The sequence below is a fragment of the Polyangiaceae bacterium genome (genome assembly GCA_020633235.1).
Taxonomy (GTDB): domain Bacteria; phylum Myxococcota_A; class Polyangia; order Polyangiales; family Polyangiaceae; genus JACKEA01.
Window position 1 is genome coordinate 923284 of record JACKEA010000002.1, and the last position, 21063, is coordinate 944346.

Genomic DNA, 21063 nt, shown 5'->3' on the forward strand with positions numbered 1-21063 from the left:
CGATGATAGGCTGCGGCGTGCGCCTGATCTTGGTTCAGCCTCAGCTGTCCGTCGCTCCAGATCACGACAACACCGCCGCCCTGGAGGCGTGCCTCGCGGGCTCGCACATCGAACCGCAGGGCGACGACGTCTTGGTGCTGCCGGAGCACTTCCACCTGGGCAGCGATCGCAGCCGCTACGAAGCGCAAGTGTCGGCCCTTGCCCGGCGTCTGGGCTGCGCCCTGATCGGCGGCTCGCAGCACGAGCAGCGCGGCGCCGTGAAGGTCCATCGCGGCGTGGCCGCGGAGGCCGGCGGCGCCATCGTCGGCAGCTACGAAAAACTCCGCCCCTACGCCGCGGAACGCAGCGTCGTGGAGCCCGGCGAGGTGCTCGGCGAGCTGTCCCTCGCGGGTCACCGCGTGCTGGTGATGATCTGCGCGGACTTTTGGTTTTCGGATCTCCTCGGCCGCGCCACCCGGCAGCCGGATCTGGTGTTGGTGCCGGCGCTGAGCGTGAGCCGCAAGGCGACGCCGGACTACTCACGCGCGATGTGGCGCCATCTCTCCGTGACTCGCGCCTACGAGCTCGGCGCCTACGTGGGCGTCAGCGACTGGGGCCACCCGTCGATGCTCCCGCTGCTCGCGTCGAGCGGCGTCGCGGGCTTCGCGGACCCGACGATGGTCGACCCCGAGCTTCTTTTCCGCCCCGTGGCAAATGGCGGCGCTCGCGCCTTCGAGCTGGACTTCGCCGCTCTCGAGGCGTTTCGCGCGGATCGACGGGCCCGCGGTTTCTTCTGGATGCGCGAGGGCTGACGGGGCGCGACGGGGCTCGCGCCGGACCAACAAGACCATCGTTCTGCACGCCCCCTCACGGTGCGATATGCTGCTGGCGCCTCACGAAAGCGAGAGACGTTACACCATGCAGAAGCGACAGCTCGGACCCGACGGCCCCGCCGTGAGCGCAGTGGGCCTCGGTGGCATGCTGCTGTCGATCAGCGGGCGTCCACCGGAGGACCAAGCGGTGGCGACGATCCACGCGGCTCTGGATGCCGGCGTCACGTTCATCGACACCGCCGACGCTTACTGCATGGACGAGCGCGACATGAACCACAACGAGCGTCTGATCGCCTCGGCCCTGGCCGGGCGCTCGGAGACCGTGGTGGTAGCCACCAAGTGTGCCTGCCGGCGGCCCGGTGGTGCGTGGACCGTCGACGCCCGCCCCGAGTACCTGGAAGAAGCGGCCCACGCCAGCCTGGCCGCTCTCGGAGTGGAAGCGCTGGACTTGCTTCAGCTGCACGCTCCCGATTCCCACGTACCCTTTGCCGACAGCGTCGGCGCCCTCGCCAAGCTACGCGAGGCCGGCAAGGTGAAGCTGGTCGGTCTCAGCAACGTGAACGTGAAGCAGATCGAGGAAGCGCGGTCCATCGTGCCCATCGCCAGCGTCCAGAACCGCTGGAACCCGGAAGATCGCGGGCCAGAGCGCGACGGCGTGCTGAGTTACTGCGAAAGGCACCGCATCGCGTTCATCCCCTACTCACCCTTCGGTGGTACCCGCGGTGCACCGTTGCTCGCAACCCTCGGACATCTGTCCGACGAAGCGCGTCGGCGGCGACTGTCCGTCTACCAGTTGGTGGTAGCCTGGATGCTGTCCAAGAGCCCCGTGGTGATTCCCATCATCGGGGCGCGTCGCCCCGAGAGCATCACCGAGTCCGCTGCCGCAGCCGACGTTCGGCTGTCTGCCGCCGACATCGCCAGCATCGAGGCATCCCTTCCCCAATGACTACCACCGAGGACCGCGTGGGCCTGTGCGTTCGCTGCACCCACGCGCGCAACATCCAATCCAGCAAGGGCAGCGAGTTCCTGCTCTGCGGCCTGGCGGCGCGCGATCCCCGCTTCAAGAAGTACCCCCCGATCCCGGTGCGGAGCTGCTCCGGGTTCAAGGAGAAGGCGGCGCGCGCGGAGAGCGAATGAGCGAACGTCCGCAGGTTATCGTCATTGGCGGCGGCTTCGGGGGGCTGACGGCGGCACGGGAGCTGGCGGACGAGTATGTCGGCATCACGCTCGTCGACCGCGCCAATCATCACCTGTTTCAGCCGCTCTTGTACCAGGTGGCAACGGCAGGCCTGTCGCCCACGGACATCGCGGTGCCCATCCGCCGGGTGCTGACCAAGCAGGACAACGTGCGCGTGCTGCTCTCGGAGGTCACTGCCATTCAGCTCGACGAGCGCACCGTGGAGCTCGACGACGGCACCAGGCTGCCCTTCGACGTGCTGGTGCTGGCAGCCGGCGCACGCAACGACTACTTCGGCAACGAGGCCTGGAGAGAGCACACCCTGGGCCTGAAGACGGTGGACGACGCGCTGGAGATCCGAAAGCGCGTGCTGCTCAGCTTCGAAGCGGCGGAGCGCGAGAAGGACGAGGCCCGGCGCAAGCGGCTGATGACGTTCGTGGTCATCGGCGGAGGCCCCACGGGGGTGGAGGTCGCCGGAGCGCTCAGCGATCTGGCGCGCACGGTTCTGGACGAGGACTTTCGCGCGATCGACCCGAGTGGTGCGCGGGTGCTGTTGGTGGAGATGGCGGACCGGGTCCTGGCCGGTGTTTTCGACGAGAAGCTCTGTCGGCGTGCCCAGGAGCAGCTGGAGGAGCTGGGCGTGGAGGTGCGCCTCGGCACGCCCGTGAAAGAGATCGACGAGCGGGGCATCCGCCTGGGGGACGAACGCATCGATGCCGCCACGGTGCTGTGGACGGCGGGCGTGCGCGGTCGCGGTGTGGCGGAGACGCTCGGCGTTGAGCTCGACAAAAACGGTCGCGTAGTCGTCGAGCCGGACTGCTCCATCCCCGGCCACCCGCGCTGCTTCGTGATCGGAGACCTGGCCAGCTTCACGCCACCGGGGAAAGACAAGCCCCTGCCGGGGCTTGCCCCGGTGGCCTTGCAGCAGGGCCGCCACGTGGCGAAGAACGTCCCACGCGTGCTCCGCGGCGAGCGCACACTGGAGTTTTCCTACGTGGACAAGGGCGTGATGGCGACCATTGGGCGCTCCCGCGCCGTGGCGGAGACCCTGGGCGGGCGAGTTCGCGTGACGGGCTTCATCGCGTGGCTCACCTGGCTGTTCGTGCACATCTGGTTCTTGATCGACTTCAGGAACCGCGTCAGCGTGCTGTTGAACTGGTTCTGGGCGTACGTCACCTACCGCCGCGGATCCCGCCTGATCACCGGACGTCGCCCCTGGGAGCTCTTGCGAGATCAGCGACCGCGAGAGTGAGCCCACGCGCAGGCGAGGGCCCCAACCATTGCAGCGGCGGTCGAGCCTGCGGCGATGGCGTACGCGACCATGGGCCCGGCCGCGAGCCAGCCGGGCTCCGCGAACAGCCGAGGACCGACCACGCCCGCGAAGACGAAGGCGAGCGCGGCGGGCCAGAGCGAGCCCAGCCACCCGGCCCCCAGCGCTCGCGTCGCCCCGCAGGGCGTCAGCGTCTTTTCACGGAGCTCCCCCAACACCGGAACCAGGAGCGCGCACATGCCCACGGTGCCCATGAGCGCCGCTCCCAGCACCCAGATCGCCATGCGGCGCGCCGCGCTGAAGGACGGCGCTCCGAAGAACAGCAGGAAGCCGAGCACCGACACCACGCCCAGGGCCACGCCCAGCCCCACGCCTCGGCGCGTGGCGGCACCCCCGCGACGGAACACCAACGCCGCCAACAGCAGCCACGCCAACAGCACGACGCCGCGAAGGTACGTCAACGCGCGGGCTTCGCTTTCGAACAGCGAAAGCACGCGATCCCGGCGGCCGCTGACCCGAGCGATGCGAAGGTCGTCGTCAGCCGCGAGCTTCTTTCGAACATCGGGCTTCACGTCCAAGAGCTCGACCAGCGTGCGGCCCAGGGCATCCCGCGGCGCGGGAACGCCGGCCAGTGCGGCCAGCGTGGGCGCCACGTCCCGCAAGCGTCCGGAAAGCTCCGCCGCTGGCTTCACTCCCCGCCCCGCCGCGACCAACCAAGAACCCCGGACGTCCGGCTCGTCGCCCCCGTGCCCTCCGGAAGCGCGGTGCCCGTGGTCCGTGACCACCACCACGGCGCCCTGGTCGCGGTCCCAGTGCGCCAAGAGCTCCGCCAGCTCTTCGTCGGCGCGGCGCGCAGCCTCCTGGTACTCCTGAGACAAGGCGCCAGCGGCGTGACCGGCCTTGTCCACCCGGCCCAGGTGCACGACCGCGAAGCGCGCCCGGGGCAGCTCTCCGGCGGCGGTCCGCGGAGCGCTGCCCAGCGCGACCCGGTCGGCGTGACTGAAGGACTCGGGGAACAATCGCGGCCACCAGTCCACGACGTCGCTGACCACTACCGTCTCGCCACCAGCGCGCCGCACGGAGGCGGCCACGTCGTCCAAGGCGGCGGCGCGCAGCGTGGCATTGCTGCGGATGCCCGAGTCCCGCGGCGGAACGCCCGTGAGCATCGCCACGTACTCCGGCGCAGAGAACGTGGGCGGCTCGGCGTCAAGCTCGGCTCGCGCGCCGATGCGCGCCAGCTGCTCCAGCATGGCGAGCCTTGGAACCGTGGCGGTGGACAGGCCGTCGATCACCACCAGCAGTACCCGCGATGGCGGCGTGACCGCAGGCGCAGAAGGTGTGGCGACGTCGGGTACCAGTGGGGACGGCAGATCCAACGCGCTCGGCCCCCGCCACACGGCGAACAGCAGGCCACACAGCACCACGAGCTCCGCCAGCGGCAGAGCCCACAGCGCTCGACACCAGCCGCGGGACATTATCCGGGGGTTTTACCCCGAGTGGCAGCGGGGCGCGCGCCCCGTTAGAGTCTCGGGCCCCATGGCCGTTCCCAAAGAGCTCGCCCAGGATCCCTCCGTCGCGGGGCCCCTGGGAACGCTGGCCCTTTCCGTGGTGCGGCCGCACTCCTCCACCCTGGGCCTGAGAGCATTGCGCTGGCATCGGGACCTGGAGCGACTCGGCGTCGTGATGCCGCTCGGCATCGTCCATGATCTCGGTCTCCTGCTCGCCAGCCCCAACGAGCAACTGGAGGTCGGGCCACGGGCAGACGGCAAGAACCTGCTCGGTCGCGCGGGAGGAGACCCGGACCTGTTCGATGCTTACCAGCAGATCGTGGCGGAGGTCGCCGAGAGCGAAGCTGCCCAACGCTCGAGGTCCCTGCGCCTCAGCGACGACATGGTGGTGGTGCTCCTCGCGCGGCTCCTGGGCAGTGTCGCCGAGCGTTGTGCCGCGACGAGCGCCTACGTGAACGGCGTTCCGCTGGACGCGAGCCTGCTCGAAGGCATCGAGCCGCAGCTTCCCGCGTTGTTCGCGGGGGCGCGCCGCAACTACGATCTCGCCGCACTGAGCGAGCTCGTATCCGCCCGCTTGTACGTGCTCACGTTGGTGGACGCCCTGGATCTCGACACGCTGCAGCTGTTCGGAATGGTCGGCGGCAACGCGGCGCAAGGCGCCCTGGCGCAGGTGGACCTCTTGGGGGCGCTGGGCGCGCCGGAAGCCAACGACATCGTGGACTTCTCTCTGGAGATCTTGCCCAGCGTGCTGGAGACCAAAACGCGTCCGGGTGCCTCCAGCTACTCCGCCTTCGGCTACGCCGGTCTCGCGCGCAAGGGCAGCGTGGACAGCCTGGTGCTCACGGAGCTCGCCTGGGACGAGGTGGAGCTGATGCGCCGGATGTCCGACGACGAGGTGCTCTACTACGCTCGCGAACAGGCGCGGGACGAGGCCCGCCGCATCCACCACGTCTTGATCGATGCCAGCGCTTCCATGCGTGGAGAGCGCACCACCTTTGCGCGAGGCATGGCCATCGCCGTCGCCAAGAAGCTCTTGCTGTCGGGCGAGGACGTGGTCGTGCGCTTCTTCGATTCTCGGCTCTACGAGCCCCACGCGGCGCGGGGCGGGCAGCTGCCCATCGCGTACTTGCTGTCCTTCCGCGGCGAGCACGGCCGCAACCCGACCCGCGTGTTCTCGGACTTCGCTCGCACGCTGGATCTCTCCGTGGCGAGGGATCCGCGGGAGCCCGTGGTGCACCTGTTCACCCACGCCGCGCTGTACATCCCGCGGGACGTGATGGCGGTGGTCACTCGGCGCGCTCGGGTGTCGGCGGTGTTCATGATGCCTTCCGGCGGCGGCCTCACGCTGGATTACATCGACCTGCTCGACGCCCACTGGGTGGTGAGCCACGACGCCCTCGGCAGCCACACCAAACGCGCCGCGGAGGCGCGCCGGATCCTCGTCGACGTCGGCAAGAAGCGCGAAGAGGTCACGACCGAGGCTCCGCGCGGCGCCCACGGCTCGGCGCCGGACAGCACTCGCTGGCACAGCGCTCCCGCTTCCGGGGGTCGCCGATGACCGACCTCTTCGCGCGACTGATCACCGATGGCAACATCGACGAGCTGTACGAGCGCGGCCGGCGTGACGCGCGGTCCAACAAGCTCGACTCTGCGGCGCACTATCTGGCGTCCGCGCTGCTTGCGACCCACAGCCGCGAAGAAGTGTATCGCCCGGTGGCGGCGCTCCTCTCGGAGGTGATGGAGCGCATGAAGGACCCGCGCTCGGCGTTGTCGCTCGCTTGGTACACCGGAGACGTCGCGCGGCAGCGGGCGCTTCTGGAGCACGTTCCGCCCGTGGACCGCGCACGAACCTACGGCCTGTGGGCGCAGAGCGACCCGGTCCGCGCTGCGGACTTGCACCGCCGCGCGGCAGAAGAGCTCGACCGCGGCGGCCTTTTGGTGCGCGCCGCGATTCACTTCGAGGCCGCCGGGGACTTCAAGTCCGCCCGCACGCTGTGGTCTCGCCTGGCGCAGATGATCGATGGACGTCGCGACCCGTACGCGTCGGGCCTCGCACGCTTCAATCTCGCCCGCATGAACCAAAAAGCCAAGGACGCGCGCGGCACCCACGAGGCCACCGTTGGCGCCGTACATCGGCTTGAGGAAGCCGCGGATCGTTTCGAATCCGTCGGCCAACGGGAGCGCGCCTTCGACTGCTACCACGTGCTGATCGCCGTGGGCGAGCTGAGCAGCGCCTTCGAGCACGTGCTCGAGGGTGCCGTGAACGCGATCCGCATCTTGAGCGAGGACAACCTCCGCTACCATGCCCTCCGGCTGCAGGGGCACGCCATGCGCATGGCGGAGACCTCCGGGGAGCTGTCCGCCGCGGCGACCATCGCGCGGGAGATGACGGACTACGCACGCAAGCAAGGGCTGGCGCGCATTGCTGCGGGCGGCATTCTCAAGCAAGCCGCGTTGTGGCGGCAGGTAGCCGAAAGCACGCTCGAGCGCGGGGGCCCGCCGGAGCTGGCGGAGAACGCCCTGCTCGCGAGCTTGCTGGCCAACGCGGAGGCCGGCCGCTACGCCGCCGTGGGCGCGCTGTACCGGCAGCTCGAGACGGTCGCCACGGAACCCGCGCGCCAGGCGCACTACGCACGCGCGGCGAAGCGCTACGAGGCGGCTCGAGACGAATCACGCAGCGACGGCAAGCTGGAGGAGCAACTGGGCGAGCACGTGGGGCCGCCGGACGTGTGGCACGTGGATCTCATCGAGTGGGAGGAGCGGGGCAGCGCCGCGGAAGCCTGTGCGGACGTGCTGTTGGACCCGGAAGACGCGTCCGATCGCATCACGCGGCGTTCGGCTCTGGTCGGACGTCTCGCCGGCCTGGCCCAGCTCCAGGCGACCCCCGCCAAGGCTGACGCCGCTGCGGTGATGGTCGCCAATCACCTCACCTCCATCGGCCTCTACGGCCTGCTGGCCCCGCTGGAAGCCCTGTTCGAACGCCCCGAGGCCTCCGTGCGATTGGCCGCGGTCCGAGCGCTCTCTCGCTACTTCTACAAGCGCACCTTCGTGACCTTGGAGCGAGCGCTGCGCGACGCCGACGACGGCGTGGCGCAGGAAGCGACGAACGCCCTCGACCGGTTACGCTTCGATCACGCCTTCGAGCCCCTCGCGCGCATCTATCGTACTGCCACCCGACCCGAGGCGCGGCTCGCCGCACTGCGCGGTATTGCGCGTATCGACGTGCTCGACGCCGCGGAGCTGTTGCTGGGCGTGCTCGAGCACGGCGGGCCCGACGAACGCGACGCAGTGCTGAACGCCCTGAGGACCTCGCGCAGCAGCCGGTTCTTCGAGCTCGCCCGCGCCAGCTACCCGCAGGCATCCGACCGCCTGAAGGCGTCACTCAAGGACATCTTGAGCAGCCGTGGGCTGTCGGTCTGAGCCTCACCCCCGCGGGGCGTCGACCATGGCCCGGAGCTTCTGCACGCTGTCGAGCTCTCCCATCACGATCAGCTGAGTGCCGGCGGCAAGGGGTCGGTCCGGAGAGGGATTGTATACGTAGCTGCCGTCCGGCTCGTGCAAGGCCACTACCAACAGGTTCGTGCGGTCGCGAATGGGAACGCTGCGCAACGATCGCCCTACCCAGGGTGACCCCTCCGGCACCGTCACCTCCTCGAAGCGAAGATTCTCCGTGACGCGCAGCATTTGATCGAGAAACGCCGTCACTCGCGGGCGCACCAGCTCGCTCACCAGGCGGTGGCCACCGATGCGATTGGGACTGACCGTGGTGTCCGCTCCGGCCCTCAGCAGCTTGCCTTCGTTCTCGATCTCCACCGCCTTGGACACGATCCGAAGGTCGGGGTTGAGCGTGCGAGCCGTCAGCGTCACGAACAGATTGTCTCGATCGTCCGACAGCGCTGCGATGACGCCGCTCGCGCGGGAGATGCCCGCTTCCTGCAGGGTGTGGTCTTCGGTCGCGTCGCCCACTATGAAGAGCAGCTTGCCCCCGAGCTCAGCGCTCATCCGCTCGAGCAGCGCCTCGTCCTTGTCCACGACCACGAAGCCACGCCCCACGGCGGTGAGCTCTTCCACGACGTACTTGCCGGTGCGGCCACACCCGGCGACCACGTAGTGCTCTCTAAGGCCTTCGATCTTGTTCTTCATGCGACCTCTACGCCAGACGCGGCCGATCACCCCTTCCACGAGCATGGCGGTCAAGGTGGACTGGAAGTAAGCGATGGCCCCGATCCCCGCGATGATCAGCGCACCGTTGAACATGCGGGCGAAGCCGTGTTGATCCAAATGCGGCAGCTCCGCGTAGCCGACCGTCGCCACCGTGTAGATGGCGAAGTAGATCGACTCCAGGAGCCCGTACTCGCCGCCGCCGAAGAGCCAAATGCCGAACGCGCCCAGGTGAATCACCAGAAAGAGCACCAGAAGTGCCCGGAGCACGCGGCGGAATGACAGGTTCATGGCCCGGCGAAGGCCGCGCTGAGCGCAGCCGACAGCTCCGGATGATGCCAGGAGAAGCCCGCTCGTTCGAGCACGGCGGGGCGCACCCGCTGTCCGGTGAGCAAGGGGTCGGCTCCCTCGCCGAACCTCAGTCGGAGCGCCGCCTCCGGCACTCGCAGCCACGATGGCCGAGACAGCGCCTTGCCGATCTCCTTGGAAAGGCGCTCGTTGTCCACGGGGTTGGGCGCGACGACGTTCACGGGACCGGAAATGGAGTCGTGGTCCAGCACGAAGCACACGGCTCGGACGGTGTCCTCGACGCTGATCCAGGAGATCATCTGCTTGCCGCTGCCAATCGGTCCACCAGCGAAGAGGCGAAACGGCTTGGCCATCTCCTCCAAGGCGCCGCCCCCCGCCCCGAGCACGATGCCGAATCGGACGCGAACCACGCGGACCCCCAGGTCTTCGGCCGCCGTGGCCGCCTCTTCCCACTGCTGGGTGAGGGTCGCCAAGAAGTCGCTTCCGGGCTGCGCGTCCTCCGTGAGCGCTTCGTTCTTGCCGCGGTCACCGTAGTAGCCAACCGCCGACGCACACACGAAGACCTTGGGGCGCGCCTGAGCCTGCTTCATCGCCGCCACCAGCTGCCGTGTGCTGGTGACTCGGCTCTCGGTCATGCGGCGCTTGGTTTCCTCCGTCCAGCGCACCCCGACGGCCTGCTCCCCGGCGAGATGGATGACGGCATCCGTTCCGCTGACCTCGGCAAACCAGTCGCCGGCTTCGGTCGCGGTCCAGCCCACCGGCCGGACACCTTTGGGAAGCCTTGCCACCGACGGCCGCCGCGTGAGGGCCACCACCTCGTCTCCCCGCCGAGCCAGCTCCGCCGCCAGCTGGCCACCAATGAAACCCGTCGCGCCGGTGATGAGGATGCGTTGCATGACGGATCGCATGGGGCACTCCACCCCCTTCATCCAGGGGGAGCGGATCTGGGTTTTCCGTCCTTACTTGGTTTTGCCCGCCCCGAAAATGCCGACGGGGCCTTCTGTCTCACCGCCGCCGCTGGACGACGCGGCGAAAACTGTCTACGAAACTCGGATGGAAAAGCCCCTCCTCCTTGGCACCCTCGCCATTTCGCTGTTCGTCAGCACCGGCTGCGCGAGCTCGCCGGCGGCTCCCTTCGACACGCTCAAGACTGCGAACCTCACGGCCTTCCGTCTTCAGAACTACGAGCCGCCGCCCAGCGCGACACCCACGGCGGCGGGCGCCATTCCCGGCATGCCCAACGAGATCCAAGCGTGGATTCAACAGGGCGCCGCCGGGCTGCAACAGCTCATTCCGCCGGGGCTTCTGCCGCCGGGGCTGATCCCGCAGCAAGGTCAGGCGACGCCGGGCGCCACGCCGACGACGCCTACGGACCAGGTGCCGCGGTTCCACAACTTCCGCATCCTGAGCCAGACGCAGGTCATCGACGAGGACCTGAAGGACGAGCTGGCGAAGATCTTGGGCGACGACGGCAACTTCGACAACAACCACGCGAACTGCATGTACGCCGAGATGGGTTTGTCCTTCAGCTCGGGTGGCCCCGCGAACGACGTGTTGATCTCGTTCTCCTGCAACCAGGTGAACGCGGCGACCTTCGCCTGGCCGCATCCCGCCACCGGAATGAAGCCGAAGACGGTGCAGAAGCTTTCCGAGGTCGTCCAGAAGCTCTGGCCTCCGGGCACCTGACAAACCCTGCTATGCTCCGGCCGTGACCGAAACGGATCCGCTCCCGCTCAAGGAGCTCGCCCCGGAAGACCAACTCGCGCTGGCGGCGCTCTTGCGAATGCTGGTGCGTCTCGATGGCCGCTTCACGGATGCGGAGCAGGAAGCACTGCAAGACCTGGCGCTCTCCATGGGAGAGCGCCGGTTCTGGGGCGTGATGGACGACGCGGCGCAACGTCTGCCCGACGACGAATCCATTCGCCAGTGCGCGCTGCGCGTCACCGACGCAGACGCGAGAGAGATGATCTACGTGGCCCTGCTGCGGGTCGCCGAGAGCGACGTGATCCAGCCTCGCGAGGCGGGGTTACTCGACTGGCTGCGACAAAAATGGAACATTCGCGACGCCCCGACCGCGTATCGCGACTGACGCCGCATGAGCACGGGTGATCCCACCTCCGTTCGGTTGAAGTACCGACAGGTGGACGTCTACCTGTCGGAGGGCGACTACCTCGTGGGGCGCAGCGCTTCGTGTCAGATCGTCCTGGACCGCCCGCGGGTTTCCCGTCGCCACGCGCGCCTCAGCATCCGCCAAGAGCGAATGTCGATTGAGGATCTCAAGAGCGCAAACGGCGTCTACGTCAATGGCGAGCGCATCACGGCTCCGCGGGAGCTCGCCAGTGGGGATCGTCTGCTGGTGGGCGACGAGCCTCTGGAGATCTACAAGGATCCTGCTCTCGCCGGACCGGAGCTCGCCACGTCCACACAACGCGAGGGCAGCACCAGCATTCCGCCGGCGCCCGCGGCGATGGATTGGGACGGGGTGACGGGCGGCGTTGGAACCCAGAAGGCCGACGCCTTCGAGCTGGTCGGGCGCCTCGCGGATCGCTGCTTCGCCGATGGCAAGCCAGAAGAGGCGGAGAACGTCCTCCGCGCCCACCTGAGCAAGGTGCTCGAGCAGTCGCGGCGTCACGCCGCGGTGTCCGAGCGCGCTCGACAGGCAGCGCTGTCTTACGCGTTGGAGCTGGCCCTGAACCTCGAGAGCCCGCGCTGGATCGACTACGCCCTCGACCTGCTCTCGGCGCAGCAAATGCTCCTTTCGGAGGCCCTGGGTCGCGAGCTCTCGGGGGCAGTGTCGCGAATCCACGGAGTGGATCAGCGGCGGGTCAGCTCCTACCTCGAGCTGCTCCGCACGCTGCCCAACAGCGTGGAGCGCTCCCGCGCCATCGAGCGGGCGGAAGCGCTGCTCCGCGTCCTACGTCGCTGATCCAAAACGCACCAGCACGTTGCCCCCAGCGTCGAGGCCGGGAGGAACGACATAGATGCGCTCGCCGTGCTCGGCACGCTCGCACAAGGCCTGAAGGGCGTCGCTGTCCGTCGCGGGGATCTTCTCCGAAGGCGCCGTGGCCGCCTTGCGCGCCATCGCGCGGGTCCAGGTCTCGGGATCCGACAGGTCGCTCTCGTATACGAAGCTCCGAGCCCGAAACTCGTGAGTTCCCGGTACTCCGGACACCACCCGGAGCGGCCCCATGCGCGTGTGAACGCGGACGGCGGGGCTCCTCCATTGCGCCACGCCCCTGAGCTCCGTCGCCCGCACCATGCGCAGCGTGAGCGCCTTCACCCAGGCGCCGGCCACGATGCGCGGAACCAAGGATAGCAGGGAAACACCGATGAACGCGCCGGGACGAATGGACGGCGAGCAGAAGTACGCGGCGGCGATGCCGAGGTCGTCCGGATGCAGGTTCAGGCGCTTGCGGGTGGGGACGTCGATGAAGTGCCCAGGACAGGTGAGCAGGCCGATCGCGTTCGGCAACAGATACAGATCCGACAGCACCCAGCCGGGCAGCGCGAGGTCCCCGGGAAACGCCAGCGCATTGGCATCCCGATAGCGCTCCACCAGGTTCGGGAACTCCTCCGCCGGGTAGTAGTGGAGCGGAACGCCAAACGGCTCCAGATCCATCGACGCCGCATTCTCCCGCGCCCCCAGCGCCGCCAAGCGAACGTCGGGATGGCGGGCGAAGAAGTCGCCCGCCATTTGCTGCATCTCAGGCAGAGTCGCCAAGGATCGCCTCCCGGGTGGCGGGCAGGCGCACCGCAGCGTCCAAGCGAACCAGGTCGGCAACGCCCGGCGCCACGCACACGAGACAGCGCGAGGCACCGCCGGCCTTCTCGCACAGCTCGCGCATGTCCAAGAGCTCCACCTCCATGCCGAAGCCCCGCACCAAATCCACGACGCGCGGGGGTACCACCGAGGGGGAAAGCCACGCCTTGCCCACCGGCAGGCCGTTCGTGGCGTAGCTCCGGATTTCGTCTTCCGCGACCGGCACTACGCGATCTCTCCCGAAGCGATCGAGCAACCGATCCACGCCATCACCCAGAATCACGTCGGGACAAACCAGGAGCTTGTCGACCGCAGGCAGCGGAAGCACGGCCATGTTGCCGTGGAACGCCGGCTGCCGGAGCTCCAGTACGATCACCTCACCGTCGAAGTGACTCATGGCCGCGGCAAGCCCCGCGCGATCGGTTCGCCCGCCGAAGAACAGCAACGTGGCGGAGTCGAACAGCGCCACGTCCCCTTGGGCTTCCCAGATCCCGCCGTCGAGCTCGACCACCTCGAAGCCCAGAGCTCGGACGAACGGCGCCCAACGGTCGCGTTCACCCCGCCGATGCTCGGCCCACATGCGCGGCAAGACGAAGCGCGGAGGAGCGCCGGGCAGCACGTGTCCGGCTTCGGCGGCGTACGGCAGTCCGGTCAGCGCGTCGTCGGGAGGCAACACCGCAACGACGCCACCGTGGCGCTCGATGGCTTCCGCCAACTGGAGCCATTCCCGTCGCGCCGACAGCGCGTCCACCGCACCCGCCTCGGCGCTTCGAAAGTTCGCGCGCCCCCGAAGACTCCAGCTCTTCGCCGGCGGGGACATCAAGTACAGGTCTTTCACCGGGGCGAGTCTGGGCTGGGATCTCGCCCTTCACAAGCCCTGAATAGGGCTCTTCTTCCTGCCGTCAGACCTAGGAGACCGCCCTTTTGGGGCGGGATTGCGAGGTCAGCGTGAAACGTCCCAAGTTGCTCGTGGGTGTGTGGGACGACGACAACGCGTACTTCCCGCATCTCGACGGCGCGAGCGTGATGGTGTTCGAACGACGCGACCTGCCGAGCCACCGACGATTCATCCGATCCCAGGCCGACGTGTTCGCCTGGATGACGTTCGTCTGGCGCCACACCGATTCCCAGGTCGTGCTGCAGCCCGTCGGCAATTGAGACGTACTTGCCCATGCTCCGGGGGCCTGGGTAGATCGTCCGCATGCGTCTGCTACCGCTCCTCGCTCTGGTCGCTGGCGGCTGCGCTGCGTCGCCTCCGCCCCAGCGCGAGGCGCTCCCGCCGCCGGCGCCGAAGCCCCCGGTCGCGTCCGAAAAGGTGGACGCCGCACCGACCGCCGCGGCTCCCGAGCCTCCGCCACCCGCTCCGCCGGCGTTGACCATGAAGGCGTTCGCGCCACCCTTCGAGCGGAGCGCCAAAGCGGGCGATGGCCAATGGCAACCCGTGAGCGAGGTCCCGACGGATCCGCCGCTGATGCTCGAGACGACGGTACACCCCCACCCTTTCAAGAAGGACGTGTATGCCGTCGTGGTCGCGGTCGATCTGCGCCGCGTCGAGCTGGCGCTGGTCGCTGGAACGCACGAGCCCGAAAGCAAGGCCGTGCCCAGGGAAGAGCGTGCCGGCTTGGTTCCCGAAGACCGCCAAGCCGACCTCTTGGCGGTCTTCAACGGAGGCTTCAAGGCCCGTCACGGTGGCTACGGCATGATGGTCGACCAGCAAGTCTACGTGCCGGCCAAGGACGACGCCTGCACGATTGCGCTCTACCAAGACGGTAGCGTGCGCATCCGGACCTTCGATCAGCTCGCTCAGGCCGACATTCGCGCGTACCGCCAAACGCCACCCTGCATGGTGGTCGATGGCGAGCTCAACGAGATGCTCTCGGGATGGTCCGCCCGGAAGTGGGGCATGAGCATCGAAGGCAAGGACGACATCCGCAGGACCGCGCTCGGCGTGGACGAGAGCGGCCAGGTACTGCTGTTCGGCATCGGCGAGTGGATTCGTCCGAAGGAGCTCGCCTTGGCGATGCAGCTCGCGGGCGCCAAGAACGTGGCGGAGCTCGACATCAACTGGTCGTACACGCGCTTCCTGTTCTTCGGCCATCCGGAACCGAACGCCCCGTTACAAGTCACGGCAACGCTGATCCCCAAGCTCGAGCACTCGAAGCGCGGCTACGTGCACAAGGCGTCGTACCGAGACTTCTTCTATCTGGCGAAGAAACCGTCTCAGGCGAAGGTATCGCCGTCGAAACCCCACAAGTGAGGCTTGGCGTCGGCGAACTCGATGTACGTTCGGCTCGACGGAACACCCGTGGCTTCGGTGAGAAGGGCACAAAAGTCCGCGCTCATGGCGCGCGTCTGCTCCGACGTCATGCTGCCGATGCTCTTCACCTCCACGTAGAGCGCCGGGTCGTGGCTGCCGCCGAAGGTCATCTCCGCGCGCGGCATCCAGCACGTCATCACGTAGCGCTCGGGCTTGGAGAGGTGGCCTGCCAGGCGCGCGGACAACGCTTCGAGCACCTGGGCGACGCGTTCCTTCGGGGGTGGCTCGGCGGAGGAATGGACCTTGATGAGGGGCATGTCCGGCAGCCTCCGACATCGACGAGTCGACCTCAAGTCCTGCTAAAGTCCCGAACGCCGTGCCCCTTCCGCCCGTCGTCATCGAGCTGCCCCCCCGGGACGTTGCCAGTGAGCAGGCCCAGGTCCTGCTCCGGGCGTGCTCCGCCGCAGTCGTCGACGGCGAGTGTCGGCTCGCCGACTCGTACACCGGCGCCCCTCGAGCCGTGGCCATCGTGTCCTGGAGCGGCGAGTACTCCCGGGCCCGCATCGAGCTCGGCATCAAGGCGGGCGCGGCGCGGTGGCGAGAGCGCCGTCTGGAATTCAAACCTGCGGATCCCGTTGCGGAACGCTGGAAGAGCGTTGGGCTGGTGATCGGCGCGCTGGTGGGAGAAGCGGAACAAGAAAGCAAGCCCAAGCCCCCAAACCGGAGCCCGAGTCCCTGGCCCCGAAGCCCGTGCCCCCACCCGTGCCCAGCGCCAAGCCCGCGCCACCACCCCTTCCCCGCCAGAGCTTGCGACGATCTTCTTCGACGCTGGCGCCGTCGTCGGACCGGGGATGAGCTCGGGCCGCTGGCGCCTGGGGGGCGAGGTGGGCCTCGGCGGGCGAAGCGGCCCGGTGTTGATCCTGCTGCACGGCCGCTACCAAGCGCGACCGGAACGCTCCGACGAGGTCACTCTCCACTGGGCCTCCGGCAGCTTGGGGCGGGTGTCCTGAATCGGATCACTCCCTGGTTCTCCCTCGAGCTCACGGCCCACGCGGTGGCGGAACGCGTGGAGGCCAGCATCTCCGAGCCCCCGACGGACTCCGCGTCGCGGTGGGCCTTTGGCGGCCGTGTCCGGGGCGCCGGCGCTCTGTGGCTCACCCCGCAAGCTGCAGTGGTGGCAGGTGCTGAAGCCACGGCCCTGACCAGCGGCACGGAAATCACCGTGGAAGATCAGAACGTGGGCCGCGTGCCCCCACTCAATTGGGGGCTGTGGGCCGGAGTACGACTAGGTATGTTTTGAGGTTTTTTCTGCTGGATAGCCTGGCCGGCCCGGTATCCGGTTACCCTAGGGGTTGATGAGTCCCGCTCGAAGCGCATCCGGCAACCGGTCCTTCCTCCGGCCGGTGCCCGACCCCCGCCCCGGCGGCGGGGCCGGAGCTGGGAAACATCAGTGACGACGACCTCATCGAGGCCGTCGTCGCCGGCGACGCGAGCGTTGCCAGCGAGCTCTACGATCGGCTCCATCACAGCGTGGATCGCACCATCTATCGGGTCCTCGGCCGCCGGGAAGGGGATCACGAGGATCTGGTGCAGACCACCTTCGAGCAGATCGTGAAGACGCTGGCAACGCGCCGCTTCGCTCGCGCCTGCAGTCTCAAGACCTGGGCGTGCAGCGTCGCCACTCACGTGGCGCTGAACGCCATGCGCTCGCGGCGTCGCGAGCGGGGTGTGTTCGATCGGCGAGAAGAGCACCCGGACGGTCCTGCTCTCGGCTCCGATCCCGAGCGTGACGCGCTGGCCCGCCGCGACGTGGACAACGTGCGGCGCCTGCTGGCGGACATGAGCCCCGCGCGAGCGGAAGCGCTCTTCCTACACGATGTCCTTGGCTACGAGCTGGCAGAGATTGCGGCGCTCACCGGTGTGAGCATCGCAGCGGCCCAGTCTCGCTTGGTGCGCGGACGCCACGAGCTTCACGAAAAGCTGGGCGTAAAGAAGAAGCGGGGGCGCACATGACCGATAGAATCAGCTCCAATGATCTGCTCGAGGATCTGCGCCGTAGCGTAATCCCGGTGGAAGAACACGAGGTCGTGGAAGAGCGGCGGGCGCGCATGGTGTCGCACATCGCCCGAGCGATCCGCACCACCAGCGAAGAGCGAGCGCGCTCTCGCCGCCGCGCCCGCGTCTTTGGCGCTCTGGCCGTGGCGGCCGCCGTGGCTCTGGTCGTGCTCGGTGCGCTACGGTTTTCCCCCGCGAGCTCGGCTTCCGCCTCGGCAGCTTCGGTTCGCGGAGAAGGCGCCGGAGTGGTCCTGTCGCACGACGGCGCCTCTTCCGTCGTCGCCGATGGCACGGATCAGCGCCTCGTCTCCGGGGACGAGCTCAGCACGCTCGCTACTACCGAGGCCAAGCTGGTGCTGGACAGCGGCGCCGTGGTGCAGCTGAGCTCCGGCACTCGGCTTCGGTTGAGCCACGTCGGAACGCGGCCGGAGAGCATCCACCTGGCTTTGGGTCGTGTCTTCGTGCGGGTGCCGCACCTCGGGCCTTCGGGCCGCTTCGTGGTGAGCACGCCGGACGCTTCCGTGACCGTGCACGGCACGGCGTTCACCGTGGAGGTGTCCAATGGCGCCACGCGCGTGACCGTCACCGAGGGCGAGGTCGGAGTGCGGAGCGACAGCGACAGCGCGGTGCTGCACCCCGGGGACAGCTGGACCTCGACGGGCAAGGATGCAGCCGTCAAAAAGGCCGCGCCCAGCAGCGCCGTCGCGACGAAGAAGGACGAGCCCGCGCCGAAGGCCGAAAGCGAAGTGGCGCTGAGCGCGAAGCCCAAGACGCCCCCGTCGAAGCCGGCAGCGATGCCCAAGAGCGCGGCCGTCAGCGCTGATTCCGCGGCGGACCAACCCAAAGACCAAACGGACCTGCCCGAGCAGAACCGGCTCTTCTCGTCTGCCGTCGCCGCGCGCAAGAGTGGGGACGACGCCCGCGCGGTCGCCATCCTCGACCAGCTCCTGTCGCGCTACCCGAACGGGCTCTTGGCGCCGGAAGCTCGGGTGGAGCGCTTCCGCTGTCTCGCGCGAATGGGCAAGAAGCAAGAAGCCGCGAAGGAAGCTCGGCGCTACCTGCTCGAGCACGGCGATGGCGCCGCTCGCGACGAAGCGCGCACCGTAGCCATGCCGGACGGCGGCTGATTCAACCGTCGTGGCACTCGTAGTCTTTGGTTGAGCAGACCTGGCCGCTCTTGCAGTGCGCGGTCACCAGGCACTGGCTGCACTCGTAGCAGCCCTTGGGACAGTACGGCGTGCCGGGCTCGGTGCAGTCGGCGTCGTTGCGACATTCCTCGCAGATCCCGCCGGGAACGCAGTAGGGCTCGCCGCCCGCGCAGTCGTTGTCGTTCCGGCACTGCACGCACACGCCCAAGGTCGTGTCACACACCTTGTCTATGGAGGCGCAGTCCGGATCTCCGGAGCAAGCCTTGGCACAGCGATAGGTGAGTGGATTGCAGGCCTGCCCGGGGGAGCAGTGGGACGAGTTCAGGCAATCCACGCAAATGCCGCTGTTCAAATCGCAGAACGGATGCTCCCCGGCGCACTGCGCGCTGGAGGTGCAGCCCCCGGCGTCACCCGCGTCTTGACCCGCATCCACGCTGCCAGCGGCTCCGGCGGCGCCACCAGTGCTACCGCCATCCGGCGTGGGCTCGCGCAGGTCGAGCTTGCCGTCGCTGCACGCTGCAGCCAGCACTGCGAGAACCACGAGCGGGCCGACAAACTTCATCCGTACAAAGCATAGCGTACCGCGAGCCGGTCATCGGCAGGCACGCCAATGCCTGCAAATGACCGGCTTCGGATACAAAACCGGCGATGCCCTCCGCAATCACCCCATGGCCGGTTGGAACAAGCCGAGCATCGCGCCTGCGGGATCTCGTAGCAGCGCGATGTTACCCACGCCGGGCACCTCGATGTTCTTCTCCAGGATCTTGCCGCCGAGCTTCTCGGCTCTCTCGCGAGCAGCTTCGAGCTTCTCGACGACCACGTAGGTGAGCCAGAACGCCGGCATCGGCGCCTTCGCCTGCTGGATGTCCGCCACCTGCCGCGTCTCGCTTCCCGCCGCCCGAGCGAACACGGCCACGTCCCCCGGCCCCTGCTCCGTGGTCCAGCCCAGCACCTTGCCGTAGAAGTCCTTGGCCTTCTTCACGTCCTTGGTCATCGCGGTTTCCCAGCAGAACATCCCTGGGCCGAGATTGTCCGGCGGCGCGCCGTCGCCGTCGTTGGATCGCAGCATCCCGATCACGGCTCCGCTGGGGTCCGACAGCACCGCGAAGCGCATCATGCCAGGCACGTCTTTCGGCTCCACGATCATGGTGCCGCCCTCGGCCTTCACCGTCTTCGCGGCGGCGTCCACGTCCTCCACGGACACGTAGCTCATCCAATTGGGCGGAACGTCGTCCGCCGGCAGCTGCATCATGCCGCCCACCATGGTCTCGCCCAGCTTCGCGATCGTATAGGTGCCCTCCGGCATCGGCATGTCCTGGAAGGTCCAGCCGAACAGCTCGCCGTAGTACCCCTTCGCCTTGTCGACGTCCTTGGTCATCAGCTCTCGCCAGACCACGCGTCCCGGTGTCCATTGCTTGTCGGTCATCGTTCGTCCCCAATTCGGTGGAGCGCCCCCGTGGCGCTCGGACCTCGACCGCTAACACATCCGAACCTCGCGAACCGGCGCGAGCGAAATGCGGAAGGATCTCCGCAGCCTGATGTTGGTTCGGCGCGGAAACGTCGTGCCCGCGCCGGCCCGACAAACCCTACCAGCTACCGATATAGGCGTTGCCCTTCGCGTCGGTGTTCGGTGGTGGGCTCGCGCTGGTCGCGATCGTCAAGTCGTCCACGTAGCAGTAATTGTTCGGCGGCTGCTCGTTGTTCCAGTAGGTGAACAGGTAGAAGTAGTCGATGCTGCCTGCGGCTTCGGTGATGGTCGGCACGTCGGTACGGTCGAAGATCAGCGCGTCGTCCCGCCAAATGCGCACCCGCCCCTTGCCGCCGGAGTCCACCGGCACGTCGTCGATGTACAGGTACATTTCGTAGCGCTCCCAGGTGTCGCGCGGCAGGCTCGGCCCGTCGTAGACCGCCCACTTGTCGTGGACCTCCTTGATGGTACGAAGCACGCTGCTGGTGCCGTCGGCGTTGTCCACGTACAGATCGTTGTAGCCGCCGTTTTTGCCGTCGAAAGTCTGGTTGTGAAGCCGCAAGAACTTCATCCAGGGCGAGGCGCTGAACTCGAAGCTCTGGGGCCACATCACGTACAGGCGCACCCAGACTTCTTCACCCTTCTTGAGCGTGGGCTTGATGGGAATGATGCCGCCCCACTTTCCGAAGCCGCCCTTGTCTCCCGCGTGGATCTCCATCTTGGCGGACTGGCTGCCGCCGTGGGCCTGCTCGCTGGAGGCCGTGGTGTGCCCGGCCGCGTCGAAGGGCTTGTTTCCGGAGAGGGACGCGCCATCGGCGTAGCCCTCGAAATCGTCGTGGAAGTAGGGCGCGAAGCTCGAGCCGCCACCGGTGCTCGCGCCCGCAGCTCCGCCGCTCGCGCCTGCAGCTCCGCCGCTCGCGCTACCCGCAGCTCCGCCGCTGGACGAGCCCGAGGATCCACCGGAGCTCGCGCCCGCGGATCCACCGGTTCCGCTTCCGCCCGTGCCTCCGGAGGCGCCGGCGGATCCAGCGGATCCCCCCGACCCGCTCGGCGCTCCACCGCCGTCGTCGGAGCCGCAGGCGGAAAGGGCGAACAATGAGCACATGCACAGGGCGGAAATCAGTCTCATGCCGACGTG

24 protein-coding genes are annotated in these 21063 nt (G+C 68.1%); 15 read left to right on the plus strand and 9 right to left on the minus strand.

What is annotated here, in order from left to right; all coding sequences use genetic code 11:
* The first annotated feature begins 17 nt into the window (after positions 1 to 17).
* From H6717_14565 to H6717_14580, 4 genes are all read left to right on the plus strand, one after another.
* Complete coding sequence (locus H6717_14565) at positions 18 to 791, plus strand: carbon-nitrogen hydrolase family protein (protein ID MCB9578245.1); 774 nt, start codon at positions 18 to 20, stop codon at positions 789 to 791.
* 106 nt (positions 792 to 897) lie between these two features.
* Entirely contained in the window at positions 898 to 1758 is an 861-nt protein-coding gene (locus tag H6717_14570; GenBank protein ID MCB9578246.1) for an aldo/keto reductase, read from the plus strand.
* Positions 1755 to 1949: a hypothetical protein gene (locus H6717_14575; protein MCB9578247.1), complete on the plus strand. Its 195-nt coding sequence runs from the start codon at positions 1755 to 1757 to the stop codon at positions 1947 to 1949. The genes H6717_14570 and H6717_14575 overlap by 4 nt, the downstream gene beginning before the upstream one ends.
* Positions 1946 to 3241: an NAD(P)/FAD-dependent oxidoreductase gene (locus H6717_14580; protein MCB9578248.1), complete on the plus strand. Its 1296-nt coding sequence runs from the start codon at positions 1946 to 1948 to the stop codon at positions 3239 to 3241. The genes H6717_14575 and H6717_14580 overlap by 4 nt, the downstream gene beginning before the upstream one ends.
* Here H6717_14580 and H6717_14585 read toward each other — a convergent pair.
* Positions 3223 to 4734, minus strand: a complete 1512-nt coding sequence (locus H6717_14585; protein MCB9578249.1) for an alkaline phosphatase family protein — start codon at positions 4732 to 4734, stop codon at positions 3223 to 3225. The two genes, H6717_14580 and H6717_14585, sit on opposite strands and share 19 nt — an antisense overlap.
* 61 nt (positions 4735 to 4795) lie before the next feature.
* Here H6717_14585 and H6717_14590 point away from each other — a divergent pair, with 61 nt between their 5' ends.
* The gene (locus tag H6717_14590; protein ID MCB9578250.1) at positions 4796 to 6325 is read left to right on the plus strand and encodes a hypothetical protein; all 1530 of its coding nucleotides are present in this window, start codon (positions 4796 to 4798) and stop codon (positions 6323 to 6325) included.
* Positions 6322 to 8187, plus strand: coding sequence for a HEAT repeat domain-containing protein (locus H6717_14595; GenBank protein MCB9578251.1), 1866 nt, complete (start codon positions 6322 to 6324; stop codon positions 8185 to 8187). The genes H6717_14590 and H6717_14595 overlap by 4 nt, the downstream gene beginning before the upstream one ends.
* A 3-nt stretch (positions 8188 to 8190) precedes the next feature.
* Here the strand turns inward: H6717_14595 and H6717_14600 are convergent, their stop codons facing one another.
* Together H6717_14600 and H6717_14605 are read right to left on the minus strand one after the other, a co-directional pair.
* On the minus strand, positions 8191 to 9219 hold the full coding sequence (locus H6717_14600; GenBank protein ID MCB9578252.1) for a potassium channel protein: 1029 nt from the start codon (positions 9217 to 9219) through the stop codon (positions 8191 to 8193).
* Positions 9216 to 10166 (minus strand): TIGR01777 family protein, encoded by a 951-nt coding sequence (locus tag H6717_14605; protein ID MCB9578253.1) that lies wholly within the window; start codon positions 10164 to 10166, stop codon positions 9216 to 9218. The genes H6717_14600 and H6717_14605 overlap by 4 nt, the downstream gene beginning before the upstream one ends.
* Positions 10167 to 10290: 124 nt before the next feature.
* Here H6717_14605 and H6717_14610 point away from each other — a divergent pair, with 124 nt between their 5' ends.
* The 3 genes from H6717_14610 to H6717_14620 are packed head-to-tail and all read left to right on the plus strand — an operon-like array spanning position 10291 to position 12163.
* Positions 10291 to 10923, plus strand: coding sequence for a hypothetical protein (locus tag H6717_14610; GenBank protein MCB9578254.1), 633 nt, complete (start codon positions 10291 to 10293; stop codon positions 10921 to 10923).
* Between the two features lie 22 nt (positions 10924 to 10945).
* Positions 10946 to 11326, plus strand: coding sequence for a hypothetical protein (locus H6717_14615; protein ID MCB9578255.1), 381 nt, complete (start codon positions 10946 to 10948; stop codon positions 11324 to 11326).
* Positions 11327 to 11332: 6 nt separating this feature from the next.
* Positions 11333 to 12163 (plus strand): FHA domain-containing protein, encoded by an 831-nt coding sequence (locus H6717_14620; GenBank protein ID MCB9578256.1) that lies wholly within the window; start codon positions 11333 to 11335, stop codon positions 12161 to 12163.
* Here H6717_14620 and H6717_14625 read toward each other — a convergent pair.
* Positions 12152 to 12940, minus strand: a complete 789-nt coding sequence (locus H6717_14625) for a hypothetical protein (protein ID MCB9578257.1) — start codon at positions 12938 to 12940, stop codon at positions 12152 to 12154. The two genes, H6717_14620 and H6717_14625, sit on opposite strands and share 12 nt — an antisense overlap.
* 1 nt (position 12941) lies before the next feature.
* Entirely contained in the window at positions 12942 to 13817 is an 876-nt protein-coding gene (locus H6717_14630; GenBank protein MCB9578258.1) for an amidinotransferase, read from the minus strand.
* A 128-nt stretch (positions 13818 to 13945) separates the two neighbouring features.
* Between H6717_14630 and H6717_14635 the strand changes: the two genes are divergently transcribed.
* Together H6717_14635 and H6717_14640 are read left to right on the plus strand one after the other, a co-directional pair.
* Positions 13946 to 14155, plus strand: coding sequence for a hypothetical protein (locus tag H6717_14635; protein ID MCB9578259.1), 210 nt, complete (start codon positions 13946 to 13948; stop codon positions 14153 to 14155).
* Between the two features lie 43 nt (positions 14156 to 14198).
* Positions 14199 to 15254, plus strand: a complete 1056-nt coding sequence (locus H6717_14640; GenBank protein ID MCB9578260.1) for a phosphodiester glycosidase family protein — start codon at positions 14199 to 14201, stop codon at positions 15252 to 15254.
* Here H6717_14640 and H6717_14645 read toward each other — a convergent pair.
* On the minus strand, positions 15218 to 15571 hold the full coding sequence (locus tag H6717_14645) for a hypothetical protein (protein MCB9578261.1): 354 nt from the start codon (positions 15569 to 15571) through the stop codon (positions 15218 to 15220). The two genes, H6717_14640 and H6717_14645, sit on opposite strands and share 37 nt — an antisense overlap.
* A gap of 534 nt (positions 15572 to 16105) precedes the next feature.
* On the opposite strand from H6717_14645, the gene H6717_14650 reads away from it, so the two are divergent.
* From H6717_14650 to H6717_14665, 4 genes are all read left to right on the plus strand, one after another.
* Positions 16106 to 16264: a hypothetical protein gene (locus tag H6717_14650; GenBank protein ID MCB9578262.1), complete on the plus strand. Its 159-nt coding sequence runs from the start codon at positions 16106 to 16108 to the stop codon at positions 16262 to 16264.
* 44 nt (positions 16265 to 16308) lie between these two features.
* Positions 16309 to 16554: a hypothetical protein gene (locus H6717_14655; protein ID MCB9578263.1), complete on the plus strand. Its 246-nt coding sequence runs from the start codon at positions 16309 to 16311 to the stop codon at positions 16552 to 16554.
* A gap of 137 nt (positions 16555 to 16691) precedes the next feature.
* A complete protein-coding gene (locus tag H6717_14660; GenBank protein MCB9578264.1) occupies positions 16692 to 17267 on the plus strand; it encodes an RNA polymerase sigma factor in 576 nt (191 codons plus the stop codon).
* The gene (locus H6717_14665) at positions 17264 to 18436 is read left to right on the plus strand and encodes a FecR domain-containing protein (GenBank protein MCB9578265.1); all 1173 of its coding nucleotides are present in this window, start codon (positions 17264 to 17266) and stop codon (positions 18434 to 18436) included. Before H6717_14660 ends, H6717_14665 begins: the two co-directional genes overlap by 4 nt.
* 1 nt (position 18437) lies before the next feature.
* Here the strand turns inward: H6717_14665 and H6717_14670 are convergent, their stop codons facing one another.
* The 3 genes from H6717_14670 to H6717_14680 all read right to left on the minus strand — a co-directional run bounded on the left by H6717_14670 (position 18438) and on the right by H6717_14680 (position 21054).
* Positions 18438 to 19019: a hypothetical protein gene (locus tag H6717_14670; GenBank protein MCB9578266.1), complete on the minus strand. Its 582-nt coding sequence runs from the start codon at positions 19017 to 19019 to the stop codon at positions 18438 to 18440.
* A gap of 99 nt (positions 19020 to 19118) precedes the next feature.
* The gene (locus H6717_14675) at positions 19119 to 19883 is read right to left on the minus strand and encodes a VOC family protein (GenBank protein ID MCB9578267.1); all 765 of its coding nucleotides are present in this window, start codon (positions 19881 to 19883) and stop codon (positions 19119 to 19121) included.
* Positions 19884 to 20043: 160 nt separating this feature from the next.
* Complete coding sequence (locus H6717_14680; GenBank protein MCB9578268.1) at positions 20044 to 21054, minus strand: hypothetical protein; 1011 nt, start codon at positions 21052 to 21054, stop codon at positions 20044 to 20046.
* Positions 21055 to 21063 lie beyond the last annotated feature (9 nt).